Origin of the sequence: Bacillus sp. LJBV19 (assembly GCF_017797845.1) — a bacterium.
GTDB classification, from domain to species: Bacteria; Bacillota; Bacilli; order Bacillales; family Bacillaceae; genus Bacillus; species Bacillus velezensis.
The window spans coordinates 3109033-3123542 of sequence record NZ_CP072563.1 but is presented as its reverse complement, the minus strand read 5'-3'; the positions used below and the strand labels follow the sequence as shown (position 1 = coordinate 3123542).

The 14510-nt window shown below is 48.1% G+C and carries 13 protein-coding genes; 10 read left to right on the top strand and 3 right to left on the bottom strand.

Features of this window, described 5'->3' with window-relative positions:
• Positions 1-2 precede the first annotated feature (2 nt).
• Complete coding sequence (locus tag J6600_RS15180) at positions 3-929, bottom strand: MerR family transcriptional regulator (RefSeq protein ID WP_209387567.1); 927 nt, start codon at positions 927-929, stop codon at positions 3-5.
• Positions 930-1125: 196 nt separating this feature from the next.
• On the opposite strand from J6600_RS15180, the gene J6600_RS15175 reads away from it, so the two are divergent.
• From J6600_RS15175 to J6600_RS15155, 5 genes are all read left to right on the top strand, one after another.
• Positions 1126-2112: an SIS domain-containing protein gene (locus J6600_RS15175; protein ID WP_014418814.1), complete on the top strand. Its 987-nt coding sequence runs from the start codon at positions 1126-1128 to the stop codon at positions 2110-2112.
• Positions 2113-2185: 73 nt separating this feature from the next.
• The gene (locus J6600_RS15170; protein ID WP_209388360.1) at positions 2186-3451 is read left to right on the top strand and encodes an ABC transporter substrate-binding protein; all 1266 of its coding nucleotides are present in this window, start codon (positions 2186-2188) and stop codon (positions 3449-3451) included.
• A 24-nt stretch (positions 3452-3475) separates the two neighbouring features.
• On the top strand, positions 3476-4366 hold the full coding sequence (locus tag J6600_RS15165) for a carbohydrate ABC transporter permease (protein ID WP_012118373.1): 891 nt from the start codon (positions 3476-3478) through the stop codon (positions 4364-4366).
• A gap of 3 nt (positions 4367-4369) precedes the next feature.
• Complete coding sequence (locus J6600_RS15160) at positions 4370-5254, top strand: carbohydrate ABC transporter permease (RefSeq protein WP_003151895.1); 885 nt, start codon at positions 4370-4372, stop codon at positions 5252-5254.
• A 13-nt stretch (positions 5255-5267) separates the two neighbouring features.
• The gene (locus J6600_RS15155; protein ID WP_029973611.1) at positions 5268-6122 is read left to right on the top strand and encodes a PfkB family carbohydrate kinase; all 855 of its coding nucleotides are present in this window, start codon (positions 5268-5270) and stop codon (positions 6120-6122) included.
• A gap of 24 nt (positions 6123-6146) precedes the next feature.
• On the opposite strand, the gene frlR is transcribed toward J6600_RS15155, so the two are convergent.
• Positions 6147-6875, bottom strand: coding sequence for a transcriptional regulator FrlR (gene frlR / locus J6600_RS15150; RefSeq protein WP_007613583.1), 729 nt, complete (start codon positions 6873-6875; stop codon positions 6147-6149).
• A 155-nt stretch (positions 6876-7030) separates the two neighbouring features.
• On the opposite strand from frlR, the gene J6600_RS15145 reads away from it, so the two are divergent.
• A complete protein-coding gene (locus J6600_RS15145) occupies positions 7031-8137 on the top strand; it encodes an ABC transporter ATP-binding protein (RefSeq protein ID WP_209387566.1) in 1107 nt (368 codons plus the stop codon).
• A 49-nt stretch (positions 8138-8186) separates the two neighbouring features.
• Here J6600_RS15145 and J6600_RS15140 read toward each other — a convergent pair whose 3' ends face one another.
• Complete coding sequence (locus J6600_RS15140) at positions 8187-9056, bottom strand: endonuclease I family protein (RefSeq protein ID WP_032876691.1); 870 nt, start codon at positions 9054-9056, stop codon at positions 8187-8189.
• 199 nt (positions 9057-9255) lie between these two features.
• Between J6600_RS15140 and allC the strand changes: the two genes are divergently transcribed.
• The 4 genes from allC (at position 9256) to J6600_RS15120 (ending at position 14278) form a co-directional block, all read left to right on the top strand.
• Positions 9256-10497, top strand: a complete 1242-nt coding sequence (allC, locus tag J6600_RS15135) for an allantoate deiminase (RefSeq protein ID WP_209387565.1) — start codon at positions 9256-9258, stop codon at positions 10495-10497.
• A gap of 60 nt (positions 10498-10557) precedes the next feature.
• Complete coding sequence (locus J6600_RS15130; protein ID WP_481748180.1) at positions 10558-11769, top strand: pyridoxal-phosphate-dependent aminotransferase family protein; 1212 nt, start codon at positions 10558-10560, stop codon at positions 11767-11769.
• Between the two features lie 121 nt (positions 11770-11890).
• Positions 11891-13087, top strand: coding sequence for an MFS transporter (locus J6600_RS15125; RefSeq protein WP_209387563.1), 1197 nt, complete (start codon positions 11891-11893; stop codon positions 13085-13087).
• Positions 13088-13144: 57 nt separating this feature from the next.
• Positions 13145-14278, top strand: a complete 1134-nt coding sequence (locus J6600_RS15120; protein WP_121984696.1) for a hypothetical protein — start codon at positions 13145-13147, stop codon at positions 14276-14278.
• Positions 14279-14510: the final 232 nt, after the last annotated feature.

The window sequence follows — 14510 nt, the reverse complement described above, 5'->3', positions numbered from 1 at the left end:
CCTTAGCGTTTTTTTGATTGAAGCATCTGTTTTAAATATGCTTCTGAATCAAAGCCGAGTTCCTCGTCGGCTTCTTTTTTCAGTTCAAGCTGAAGTCGCACGTACGTGTCATATTTCGGGCTGAGCTTTTGAAGAAGATTGCTGAAAGGCGATCCCGCCTTCAGCGCGGGCAGATCAGAAGCGGATTCTCCGACCTTGATCAGGCTTTCTCTGTATTCTTCATCTGTCTGCACTCTTTTCACAAGCTGAATGATGATGTTTTTATGAGTGTCCCAAGTGGCAGGGTCTCTCTCCAAAATCCGCTCGATAAATTGGTCATGCTGGACTTTGTGTTGCTGGAGCTGAGCCGGATCTTCCTTGCCGACCAGCTGCATCATCGGGTGTGCAGCCGGAACTTCTTCCATATCATCCAATACTTTAATAAGCTCCGCCCATATCGCTTTTTTCTCATCTGTATCAATAGAAAAGTCGAGGAACGGTTCAAACAGCGCGGCGATAAATTCTCCGAAATCTCCCGGGAACAGTTTTTTCAGCTGAAGTCCCATATACTTCGGTTCATCTATTTTGACCTCGCCGATATCATGCAGAATGGAATCGACATTTTCCGCATCTTCCACGCGCTTGATCAGCATTTCAGTCAGTTTCCGTTCCTGCTCAAGCTCTTCAATCTGCCGGCTGAGCTTTTGATGCTGCTGGCGCAGTATATCATGCAGACTGCTGCCCTCTAAGAGGAACGCTTTAATATCGCTTACAGACAGTGCCAGCATTCGGAGGGCGGCAATCATTTTCAGTGTATTCACGTTCTGAGCGGAATACTCACGGTATCCGTTATCAGGGTTTTTGCTGACGGTGATTAAACCTTCCTGCTCATAATATTTGATGGCTTTTTTCGTGAGACCCGTCTGTCTGGCGGCTTCTTTTATATTCATTCTGAATCACTCCCTGCTTTTCATTCTAAACGTGTCTCTAAGGGTCAGGTCAAGAGAGGGCGGGAAATAAGGCGGGTTTATTTTATATTTTAGAAATTTCAGAAAATACGATTGACAACGCACCTTTGTTGCGATTAATATAACGTTATATAATGTTATATAACGTTATATAATAAAACACTGAGGAGTGAAGGATTTGAGTCAAACTGCCGCACAAGTGAATCACAAGGTTCAGGCTTTCTTGGATGATCTGAAAGGAAAAACGATTGACCACGTCTTTTTCGTCGCTTGCGGGGGTTCTTCAGCCATTATGTATCCGAGCAAGTACGTGTTTGACAGAGAGGCGAAAGCCATCAGCTCTGATCTCTACAGTTCAAATGAATTTATTCAGCGCAATCCCGTTCAGCTCGGAGAGAACTCTCTCGTGATTTTATGTTCTCATTCAGGCAATACGCCGGAAACGGTGAAAGCCGCCGGTTTCGCCAGAAAAAAAGGCGCGCTTACGATTGCGATGACCTATGAGCCTGATTCGCCGTTAGCGAAAGAAGCCGAATATGTCGCGGTTTATGACTGGGGTGAGAACGCACAGGCGATAAATACGAATTACGGGGTTCTGTATCAAATCGTGTTCGGCGCTTTACACGTGCTGGAAAACCATCCCGCGTTTGAGCAGGCGATCGACGGACTCAATAAGCTCCAGACCGTATATGACAAAGCGCTTAAACAAGAAGCGGATCACGCAAAGGCATTCGCGAAAGCCCACGAAAAAGAAGATATCATTTACACGATGGCAAGCGGTGCGAACTACGGCGTCGCTTACTCCTACAGCATCTGCATTCTCATGGAAATGCAATGGATTCATTCCCACGCCATTCATGCCGGAGAATATTTTCACGGACCGTTCGAAATCATTGATGAATCCGTTCCATTTATTATCCTGCTCGGCTTAGACGAAACAAGACCCCTTGAAGAGCGGGCGCTTTCCTTCTCAAAAAGATACGGCAAAAAACTGACTGTGCTTGATGCGGCAGCATATGATTTTTCCGGAATTGACGATTCTGTAAAAGGCTATCTGGCTCCACTCGTATTAAACCGGGTGCTCAGAAGCTATGCGGATGCGCTGGCGGAAGCAAGGAACCATCCGTTAAGCCAGCGGCGTTACATGTGGAAAGTCGAATATTAAGAACGCGCATTATATTTCACCGGACTATAATGATATATAACGTTATAGTCCGGTGACAAAGGAGGAAAAGCATCTGAAAAAGCTCATCTGCCTGTTCGTTCTGTTAGCCGTATGTCTGTCAGCCGCCGCCTGTTCAACCCAAAGCAGTTCCTCTGACGGAAAAGTGACCTTGAAGTTTTTTCACAGGTGGCCGAAGGAGCCGGAAAAAAGCTATTTTGAAGAAGCGGTCAAAGAATTTGAAGCCGCTCATCCGGATATTCATATCCAAACGGAAGCGGTCTTAAACGATTCTTATAAAGACAAGGTGAAAGTCATGCTCGGAACAACGAGCCCCCCTGATATTTTCTTTTCATGGAGCGACCGGTTTGCTTATAAATTCATCAAAGGAGATAAAGCCCTCGATCTGTCGTCTTACTATCAGCAGGATAAAGAGTGGTCCTCACAGCTTGTGCAGTCACAAATCAAACCCTTTACGCATGACGGAAAACAGTACGGCGTTCCGTGGCAAATGGACGCTAAATCATTCTTTTATAATAAGGACATTTTTCATACATTACATTTGAAGCCCCCGGCGACATGGGATGAACTGATCACAGTCTCTGAGAAATTGAAAGAGAACGGATATATTCCGATCAGTTTCGGCACAAAAGCGCCTTGGACCATTTCTCATTATATCGGGACGCTGAACCAGCGTATGGTGGATGAAAAAACGCGGGCGAAGGATTACAGCCCGGAAACCGGGGAGTTTACGGACGAAGGCTATGTCAAAGCGCTTGAAAAGCTTCAGGAACTGCTGCCGTACTTTACAAAGCACGTGAACTCCGTTGATCACGAATACGTGCGCCAGCAGTTTACAAGCGGAAAAGCGGCGATGATTTATGCGGAAACGGCAGAAATTAAGCTCGTCGAACCGGTCAATCTGGGCTTGTTTCCTTTCCCGAAAATCAGCGGCGAAAAGGGATCTCCCCGTGCACTGACCGGATCTCCGGAAGGATTTATGATTTCCTCAAAAACGAAGCACCCGAAAGAAGCCATGGAATTTCTTCAGTTTTTAACCTCGAAAAAAATGGGAGAGAAGCTGATAAAAGACGTCGGTAAATACAGCGCGGTTCAAGGAACGGCGACAGAAAACAATTCCACCCCGATCCAGCGCGAAGCCGTACAGGATATCGTCCGCGCCGAATCAATGGTGCCGTGGTTTGATATGGACGTTGACGTTGAAATCGCCGATGTGTATGCGGCAGGCGTTCAGCAGATGCTCGGCGGCACAATGACACCGCGCGAGGTGATGAATTCCGTGCAGAAAGCGGCGCGTCAGGTCAGAGCGTCATCTGAATAGAACAGATTTCTTTGGAGAAAGGAGATGAGGATTTCCTTGGTCAGCCGAAAACGTTTCATTCCGTATCTGTTTCTCGCGCCCGCGCTGATTTTTCTGCTGTTCGTTTACATTCCGATTATTGAGAATGTGTTTTTCAGTCTGTTTGAATGGAGCTCATTTCAACCCGAAAAGACGTTTATCGGTTTGAAAAATTATATTGACCTGTTTCACGATCCCGTGTTTTTTACAGCACTCCGCAACAATGTGCTGTATGCGGTCATATCGCTGATTTGCCAGGTTGGCGGCGGCTTAATTCTGGCGGCCGTGCTGGAAGACAGATTGGTAAGAAAATGGTCGCCGTTTTTCCGCACGGTCTTTTTTCTTCCGGTCGTTATTTCCATGACCGTTATTGCGCTGTTGTTTGATTTTATTTATAACCCGGAAATCGGGCTTTTGAATCAGCTGCTGGAAGCCGTCGGACTTGATGAACTGACCCGGGCGTGGCTGGGCGATGAAAACACCGCTATGCTGTCTGTCATTTTTGTGTCTCAATGGCAGTCTGTCGGTTACATCGCCATGCTGTACATTGTCTCGATTCAGAGCATTCCCGCTGAATTATATGAATCGGCGCAGCTGGACGGAGCCGGAAAAATCCAGCAGTTTTTTCACATTACGGTGCCGCAGACGAAAGAAATGTCGTTTGTTGCCGTGGTGATGACGCTGACCGGCGCATTTACCGTATTTAATGAACCGTATATTCTGACCGGCGGAGGGCCGGGCAATGCTTCAGAAGTGCTGAGCACATTTTTGTATAAGAGCGCTTTTACAAAGGATATGATGGGCTACGCTTCTGCGATCGCGACGGTGGTGCTTTTGCTGACGCTTGCTCTGTCGCTTATTCAGATGAAATTCTTTAAGACCGGAAAGGAGGAGTAGCCGATGCTTCCTGAAAAGACAGACTTGCGTCATGCCCGTCAGGCCGTCAGAACAGGCGGAAAACCGAGAAAATGGTATGTCGGGGAAACGTCTGTGTGGCTGTTTCTCTTTATCTACCTCATTGCCGTTGCTTATCCGCTGTTATGGATGGCGGTCAGCGCCTTTAAAAGCTCGGATGAGATTTTTGAGCACAGCTGGTCGCTGCCCTCTGTCTGGCATCCCGAAAACTTCGTATCCGCATGGAACCAAGGGATTTCCGCTTATTTTATGAACAGCGTCATTGTGACCGTGCTGACTTGTCTCATCACCGTATTTGTGAGCGCCTGGGCGGCATACGGGCTGGCCCGTTTTCAATTTAAAGGAAAAGGGTTTGTGCTGATCATTTGTCTTGGCGGCTTGATGCTGACGCCGCAGGTCAGTCTTGTGCCGCTGTACTCCATTATCCAGTCATTGGGACTGTACAATACGTATTGGGCATTGATTCTTCCGTACGCCGCCTACCGTATTCCGTTTACCGTGATTCTGATCCGTTCCTATTTTTTGTCGATTTCCAAAGAGCTTGAGGAAGCTGCCTATCTGGATGGATGTACAAGTTTCGGAATATTTTTCAGAATATTCTTACCTATGAGCGTGCCGATTCTGGTGACATCAGGCATTTTGACGGCTTACCATACATGGAATGAGTTTATGTTTGCGATTATTTTTATCGATGATGAAAATTTACGGACGATTCCGGCCGGGCTGATGCAGTTCAGAGATGCGCTGCAGACGGATTGGGGCGTGCTGCTGGCCGGGCTGACGATTTCTGCTGCTCCGATCATCGCGTTGTTTTTATTGATGCAGAGATATTTTATCCGCGGCATTGCAGCGGGAAGCGTGAAAGGATAAGGAGGATGAAAAGATGAAACTGATAGCGGCCGGAGATAATGTAGTAGATTATTATCAGGATCAGGAGACGTTTTACCCGGGCGGAAATGCGTTAAACGTAGCCGTGCTTGCCCGGCGCTTAGGCCACGAAACTTCTTATATCGGGATTCTCGGCAGTGATGAAGCGGCGGATCACGTATTGAATGTGCTGAAATTGGAAAAGGTGAATGCCGATCTGATCCGCCGGGCATACGGAGAAAACGGGATGGCGGTCGTCACGCTTGATGAAAGAGGGGACAGGATATTTGCCGGATCAAATAAAGGCGGCGTGCAATCGCGTCTGACGCTCGCTTTTCAGGAGAATGACATCTCATTTATCGCCGGACATGATTTGCTGCATACGAGCGTATACAGCAGGATAGAACGTGACCTCCCGATGCTGAGCGGCCATGCGCCGATTTCCTTTGACTTCTCTGTAAAACGTGACGAAGCCTATTTAGAAGCAGTCTGTCCGTACGTGACGTATGCGTTTTTTTCCGGGAGTGATTTGAGTGAAAGTGAATGTGTGCGGCTTGCCGAAAAAGCCCGCGGTTTCGGAGCGAAAATCGTCTGTCTGACAAGGGGGGAATATGGCGCGGTGTTATCGGATGGGGAACGCGTCTATCATCAGCCGGTGGTAAGAGCTGATATAATAGATACATTGGGCGCGGGTGATTCTTTTATCGCCGGGTTTCTTACCGATTTCTTCGAGCACCAGGATATTCGGCGAGCGCTTACTGCGGCCGCCGGGACGGCTGCCAAAACATGCGGAGGGTTCGGAGCGTTCGGTTACGGGCATCCCTACAGGCCGGGCGGCGGGAAAAGCAGTGAAAAAACGAGAATACGATAAGCATTGTCTCGTTTTTTATACTTGTTACGCATAGGGACTGTTAATGGTAAACGTGACGCGGTCGGTATGCATTACAAACAGCGAGCTGTATATCGGCTGGTCTTTTGACATAAAAGCGGTTTTGTCAATTTCAAAAAGCGCATCCCCGATATCACAAGCCAGATAGCGGCTTTCTTCCTGCTTGGCGTATACGACATTTAACAGCTTCGTATTATGGGTTGGCACCACCTGATAGTGCTGTTTCAAAATGTCATGCATCGACACGCCGCCTTTAATATGCTTGCCGATGTCGGGAAATAAACTGAGCGGATAGTGGGCGATTTCGAATGAGAGCGGCTGGTCGTCGTGAAATAAAATGCGTTTTAATTCAAGAACGGGACTTTCGGAAGCGACGCGAAGTTTTTGGGCGATGGATTTAGGCGCTTCAATGATTTCATGGGAAAGGATCTGGTGTTTCGGTTTTTTCCCCGTTGATTCCATAAATTCAGAGTAGCCGTTGACCGCGATGAGCTCCCGCTTCAGTTTAGGGCTTTTAACGAACGTTCCCTTTCCCTGCTGCCGGACGAGCCAGCCTTCTTCCACAAGATCAAGGATGGCCTTCCTGACCGTTATGCGGCTGACGTTGTACGTTTCGCACAGCTCATTTTCAGTCGGCAGTTTTACGGACGGCGAATAAACGCCCTTCTTGATATCGTCCGCGATAATTTGTTTCAGCTGAATATATAAAGGTTTCGAGCTCCCGTTATTTAACAATGGGACGGACCTCCTTTGTCAAGTAGTAGTACTATTATATGTATTATGACGTTATAATACAAATTTGCTTTTCATTTATGAATCTGTCAGAAACCCCGAACATTTTTAACATAACAGAAAGATGTGGCGGTTTCCAGTATTGGAGGAGGTTTCGAATGGCATCATTAACATTTGACCATATCAAAAAAACATACGGCGCCCAATCGGCGGCAGTGAAGGATTTTCACTTAGATGTAAAAGATGAGGAGCTGCTGGTGCTTGTCGGTCCCTCCGGCTGCGGCAAATCTACGACACTCAGAATGATTGCCGGACTGGAGAGCATTTCTGAGGGGAAGCTTTATATCGACGGAGACGCGGTAAACGATCTGCCCCCGAAGGATCGTGATATCGCGATGGTTTTTCAGAATTACGCGCTGTATCCCCACATGACGGTGTTTGACAATATGGCGTTCGGTTTGAAGCTCAGAAAGCTGCCGAAAAAAGAAATCGCAGAGCGAGTCCGGACGGCCGCTGATATTTTGGAAATCGGGCATCTGCTCAAGCGGAAACCGAAGGCTCTCTCAGGCGGGCAGCGGCAGCGGGTTGCGCTCGGCCGGTCGATCGTGCGGGAGCCGAAAGTGTTTCTGATGGACGAGCCGCTTTCCAACTTAGATGCGAAATTGCGAGTGACGATGCGCGCCGAAATCAGCAAGCTCCATCAGCGTTTGAAAGCGACCATCGTTTATGTGACGCATGATCAGACGGAAGCGATGACAATGGGCGACCGGATTGTCGTGATGAATGAAGGAGATATTCAGCAGGCCGCAAGCCCCCATGAGATTTATCATTATCCGGCGAATATGTTTGTGGCGGGTTTTATCGGTTCTCCGAGTATGAATTTTATAAAAGGCGTCATTGAAGAAAGTCACGGGCAATGGTATTTTGCCGGTTCGTCCGTTCGTCTGCCCATTCCGAAAGAAAAAGCGGCCGTTCTTGTGCAGAAAGGATACAGCGGTAAGGAGATGATTGCGGGGCTGCGTCCGGAGCATTTGAAGCTTGCGGGACAATCAGAGCACCCGCCTGAAGCGGTGTGCCGCGCTGTGGCGGAAGTATGTGAAAACTTAGGCGCGGAGATGTACGTTCATGCGGTGAGCGGAGGTGACCGCATGACGATCCGTCTTGACGGCGCTTCACAGGTGAAACCCGGCGATGCCATTCTGCTTGAGGTCAATATGAACCGGGCCGTCTTTTTTGATGCCGACACTGAAAACGCCGTATATTGAAAAAGGGAGCCTGATGATCTGGGCTCCCTTATCACTTCTTATGATACGATTACCAGATTTCGTCCGCCCATTCCGGATGGTCGATAAACGGATTGCGGTTATGCTGATAGTCTTCGTAAATGATTTCGTTCCGCCGTTTTTCCTTACTGTCGACGGGGTCTTGTTGATTCCATTTGAGCAAAACGGACAGTTTTCCCATGTAAGGAGCTGAGCCGTTTCCGGTTTTATCATTCAGCTCAAGGTCGGGATACCCGTCTTCTCCTTCATAACGAACCGCCATGTAAAACAGCATGCGGGCGACGTCTCCTTTGACCTCATCGCGCGGTTCCCAGGAATCACCGTCGTAATAATTGCCCGGCGCTTTCGGGTATTCTGAGCCGCCGTTATCAAAATCCATGTTTCCTCTGGCACTGTTCACCTGGACGTCTGCAGGGCGCAGATGATGAATGTCCGTCCCGGGGCCGGCAGCTGTTCCGAAGTTTCCGTGTGACTTTGCCCATACGTGTTCACGGTTCCAGTCCCCGACGCTGCCGCCGTTTTTACTTTTGGCCCGTGATTCTTGGGTGTAGAGCAAGATGACATTGTTCGGATTTGCCGGATCTTCGTCAGTTTCCTTCAATGCATTCCATACTTGGCTGTAAGACAGCTTTGTATGTCCGCTGATGATGCGGTGCAGGGCGCTCTTTAAGGCCGTTCCGCTTTTTCCGGAAGCTTCTTTGTAATATGTGTCCGTATCCGCAGACGGAGTGATGACAGCTGAGGCAGTTTGCGGAAAAAGAGTTGTGCCGCCGGCAGTTGAAACCGCCATCCGGCTGTACAGATTCGTGTCAGCCGGCGCGCCCGCAGAGGCTGACGGCGCGGCCCATCCAAAAATGAAAAACAGGCAGACAATCGGCAGAAACCAAAGTTTTTTTGTCATGACTTGCCCTCCTTTACCTCTATTATCCAAAAAATAAATCTAATATTCTATCTTTTTTGAAAAATGGTTCCTTCGGCTTATTGGTCAAAGTATCCGGAAAATCATTGATTTTTTGGAAGATATGATAATGAACTCGTTATGCGCTCCTTCTATAATGAAGATCATCTTGTCAGTTTTTCAGTTTAAAAGGAGGGCGTGTATGGAACATCAGCAGCTTTCGGCGGCGAATATCGGGATTTCCGATGACATACAATGGCTGTCTCAATTCGGCGCTTCCGCTTCCGGCGGAGTGACGAGGCTTTTATATACGAAAGAATGGATGGACGCCCAGCTTGCCGTCAAAAAGAAAATGGAGGCGTTCGGGCTGGAAACGGCATTTGACGATGTCGGTAACGTGTACGGCCGGCTGAATGGCACAGAATCGCCTGATGAGGTGATTCTGACCGGGTCGCATATTGACACTGTTATTGACGGCGGCAAATATGACGGTGCGTTCGGCGTGCTGGCGGGCATGCTGGCGATCCGGCATTTGCATGAGACGTGCGGGCGTCCGAAAAAAACGCTGGAGGCTGTGTCGCTCTGTGAAGAGGAAGGGAGCCGTTTTCCCATCACCTATTGGGGCTCAGGCAATATCACCGGTGCTTTCTCGCTTTCAGATGCGGAAACGCCGAAAGACGTATCCGGCATTTCTCTGAAAGAAGCCATGAGGCAGAACGGCTTCGGTGCAGGCCGTTATCCAGCACCGCTGCGCACTGATATCAAAGCCTTTCTGGAAATTCATATTGAACAGGGGCAAACGCTTGAACGATCAGGAAAGGATATCGGGATTGTCACCGGGATTGCCGGACAGAGACGCTATACCGTTACGCTTGACGGTGAATGCAACCATGCCGGCACCACTTCGATGAAATGGCGGAAAGACCCGCTCGCGGCGGGAAGCAGCATCATCCACGAACTGATGCTTTCAGCGGAAAGACAGCCGGAAGAGCTCCGCCTGACGTGCGGGAAAATGACGGTTGAGCCGAATATGGCGAATGTCATTCCGGGCCGTATCCAGTTTTCAATTGATATTCGCCACCGGCAGGAAGACGTGCTGGCAGCCTTCCATCAGAAACTGGTGTCGATTGTTGAAAACATCAGCCGCAGCAAAGGAGTCAGACCTGTTATTGATGAATATATGAGGATAGAGCCGGTTCAAATGGATCAGAAACTGACGCGAACCGCAGCGGAGGCTGCAAAAGAGCAGGGGGCGGACCCGGAGAAGATCGTAAGCGGAGCGGGACATGACGCCCAGATGCTCGGCAGAACCTTTCCGGCCTGCATGCTGTTTGTGCCGAGCCGTGGCGGGATCAGCCACTCGCCGCTTGAATTCACACCCGCACATCAGCTTGAAACCGGCGTCCTTACGCTGGCGAATGTATTACATAAACTTGCCTATTAACGTAAAGGGGGAATCGGCGTGCCGACCAGAAAAGAATTGTGCATTCCGCAAAGAACCATTATGACACCGGGACCGACAGAAGCTGAACCGAGAGTGCTGAGGGCGATGGGCGCTCCGATCATCGGCCAGTTTGACCCGGCATTTACCGGCATCATGAACGAAACGATGCAAATGCTCCGTGAATTGTTTCAAACGGAAAACCGCTGGGCCTATCCGATTGACGGCACATCAAGAGCGGGGATTGAGGCTGTTCTCGCAAGTGTGATAGAACCGGGCGACAGCGTGCTCGTTCCGATATACGGACGCTTCGGATATCTGCTGACTGAAATCGCCGAGCGGTACGGAGCGGACGTTCATACGATCGAGCGTGAATGGGGAACGGTCTTCCGGCCTGACGAGATTATCAGCGAGATGAAAAAGATTTCCCCGAAAATCGTCGCTATGGTGCACGGAGAAACATCAACGGGGCGGATTCACCCGCTGAAAGAAATCGGGGAAGCGTGCCGCGCCCAAGACGCACTCTTTATCGTGGATGCCGTGGCCACGATCGGAGGCTGCGCCGTAAAAACGGATGAATGGAAGATTGACGCAGTCATCGGGGGAACGCAAAAATGCCTATCGGTCCCTTCCGGAATGGCGCCGATTACTTATAATGACCGGACGGCAGCTGTCATTGCCGCGCGTAAAAAGGTAGAACGGGGCATTGCAACGGCGGCTGACGGCAAAATGCTGTCCGGTCATCGGCCCATTACGAGCAACTATTTTGATCTGAGCCAGCTCGAAGATTATTGGAGTGAAAGAAGGCTGAATCACCATACAGAAGCGACAGCAATGCTTTATGCGCTGCGGGAAGGTGTGCGTCTTGTCCTGGAAGAAGGACTTGAAGAACGGTTCCGCAGGCATCAGCGTCATGAAAAAGCGCTTACGGCGGGACTTGCAGCGATGGGCCTTGATTTATTCGGCGATCCGGAGGCGAAGCTGCCTGTCGTCACATGTGTGCAGATTCCGCCGGAAGCAGACGGCGAATCGATCAGAAAGATGCTCTTGTCTCAATTCGGAATTGAAATCGCCAGCTCGTTCGGTCCGCTGCAGGGGAAAATTTGGCGAATCGGAACGATGGGCTACAGCTGCAGAAAGGAAAATGTGCTGTTTGTGCTGTCCGGACTTGAAGCGGTTCTGATCAGACACGGTGTTGCCGTTAAAGCCGGGGAAGCGCTGCAGGCGGCCCTTAACATATATGATCTGCCGGCTGAAACCGGTGTGCTGTCATGAGACATGAAAACGAGATTGAAATCATCTGGACTTTTTTCCCTTTTCCCCGTTATACTGGATGGTATAAAAAATGACAAATATGGAATGATCATCTGTTTGTCTGGGGAGAAGGTAAGAAATCATGGCGTACATGGGCCGATTGTCAATTTTAATGCTGAATATGTTTATTGCGATGCTTGGAATCGGATTGATTATTCCGATTATGCCCGCATATATTACCGAATTCGGAGCGACGGGCAGCACGATGGGTCTGCTTGTTGCGGCGGCGGGGCTTACACAGCTTTTATTTGCGCCTATTGCCGGGGAAATAACCGACAAATACGGACGGCGGAAACTGATTATTTTCGGCATCGCCGCCTTTGCCGTGTCACAATTGATCTTCGCCTTTGCCGGAAGCCTCTGGCAATTGTTCGCATCCCGCCTTTTGGGCGGAATGGGCGCGGCGTTTTTAATGCCGTCAATGTTCGCTTACATAGCGGATATTACGACCGAAGAAGAACGCGGGAAAGGAATGGGGCTGTTCAGCGCGGCGATGACGCTCGGTGTCGTCATCGGGCCCGGTGTCGGAGGCTATTTGGTTCATTACGGCATGTCTGTGCCGTTCATCGTGTCTGCAAGTCTTGCCTGCTTTTCAACAGTGCTTTCATTTTTCTTTCTGCCTGAAACGCTGGGACGTGAAAAGCAGATGGAAGCCCGGGCAAAAACGGAAAAACGTGAGCATCTGTTTAAGCAAATGTCACGCGCGCTCAAATCGCCGTTCGCGTTTATGCTGATTCTGGTTTTTGTGCTGAACTTCGGAATTATGAACTTTGAATCGGTTTTCGGCCTTTACGTTGACCATAAACACGGATTTAAAGCCTCTGATATTGCCTTTATTATTACGGCTGCGGGTCTCATCGGCGTGTTTGTGCAGGCGGTCGGCGTCAGTTATCTCGTCCGCAAGTTCGGGGAAAAACGCGTCATTAACGTGACGTTGATCGGGGCGGCTGCAGGACTTGTGTGGTGCCGGTTTGCTGGTTCATATTGGACTGTTTTTGCCGCGGCAATCTTTTTTCTGACGCTGACATCGCTGCTCCGGCCGGCGGTTAATACGATGCTGTCGAAGCTTGCCGGTGACCAGCAGGGGTTTGCCGGAGGGATGAATACCTCATTCATCAGCTTAGCGAATATCGCCGGACCGTCTGCTGCCGGTTTTCTCTTTGATGTAAATATGGAATTTCCGTATATGCTGGGAGCGGCCATTCTCGCCATCAGTTTTCTGGCCGCGCTTGGCTGGGGCAAAAAGACACAGACCCGGCCGTTCACGCAGCAAGGATAAGAATCAAAAGCCTCCGGGTATCCGGAGGCTTTTTGCTATCTCATAGGGAGGAAAAAAATGAATAGACTTAAAACCCTGTTTATTTTCATTTGCATACTGATCGTCACAACCTCTTGCGGTCTCATCCCAACTGGGAATGAAAAAGAGGAAAGAAGCAGCAATCAAAAGACTGTATTAAAGGATATTGACAATGCAAAATTTATTGTTGGTTTTTCTAACACTTTAGATAGGGGAAGTGAGATTGGGGTTTACAGTGAAGATGGTACTAAAATGGATAGCTTGGAATTGAAAGATGGTATAAATTTTACGATGTCTTCACATAACAAAAACGATACGTACTTCTCATCAAATAGAAGCAATAATCACTTGATGATAGACAATAAAACCGGAACAATAAACACAATAAATGAAAAGAGTTTGTCAAAAACAACTGAGGATGAAGGTGCTTTCTTTATAAATAGTTCTGACGGTTATATCATCCATGACATTAACGTTGGATATACAGACAAAGGGCTGGAGAGTGAATTGGTATATTGGAAGGAAAACAGCCGAAAAAACAAGAAACAAATAAAGCTTGACGGAGAACTTGGATCAGCAATCGTCGCTAAAAATAAAATTTATGTCATTTCAAGTGATGAAGAAAGTATGTCCATCCTTTCAATTAACCCAGAGACAAATAAGCAAGAGAACAAGGCATCCATACCGAATAAAGGGATATACTTCATGGATGAAAAGGATGCGTTCCAAGCTCTAGATGAAAATACATTTGTACTGGCAGTTAATGATAACGTGAATGAGAAAGAGAATTCTAAGCTCATATTAATAGACAGAGAGACGCTAAAGGTAAAAAAAGAAGTCGAGATGGAGAAAGGGTTTCATCCTGCAAAATTGAAAATAGTAAAAGATAAAGTCTTAGCCGTTTCTTTTGATGGGAAGCTGCAGATATTTGATAAAAAAATGGTTAAGAAAAACTCTTTCAATTTTTATGCGGGGGATGATAACAAATTAATGAATGATGTTCAATTCACTGATAGAGAGATGTATGTTTTAATCAAAAACTTTGATATCCAGCGCGATAAGAAGCTTGGAGACATCACGTCTTATGATTTGAAATCAGGCAAAAAGGTAAAAACAATCCCGCTGAAAGCAAACAAAGAGTGGGAAATTGCACGTTTTGAAATTTTAAAATAAGTTTAGGTGATTAGATCAGCTCCAGTTCATTCTGCATATATTTACTCATCATTACCGGGAGATTCCAGCATGGTTCAGTGTACGCTGTATAGGACAATAAGGATCATTGAAGGGATGGATTGACATGAATAGTATTAGGTACATATTGTATTTTGTGATTTCTTTCGTTTTACAGCTTCTCTGGTTCTTCTTAGTAAAAGAAAATTCTAATGCAACTATACTGGACATGTTG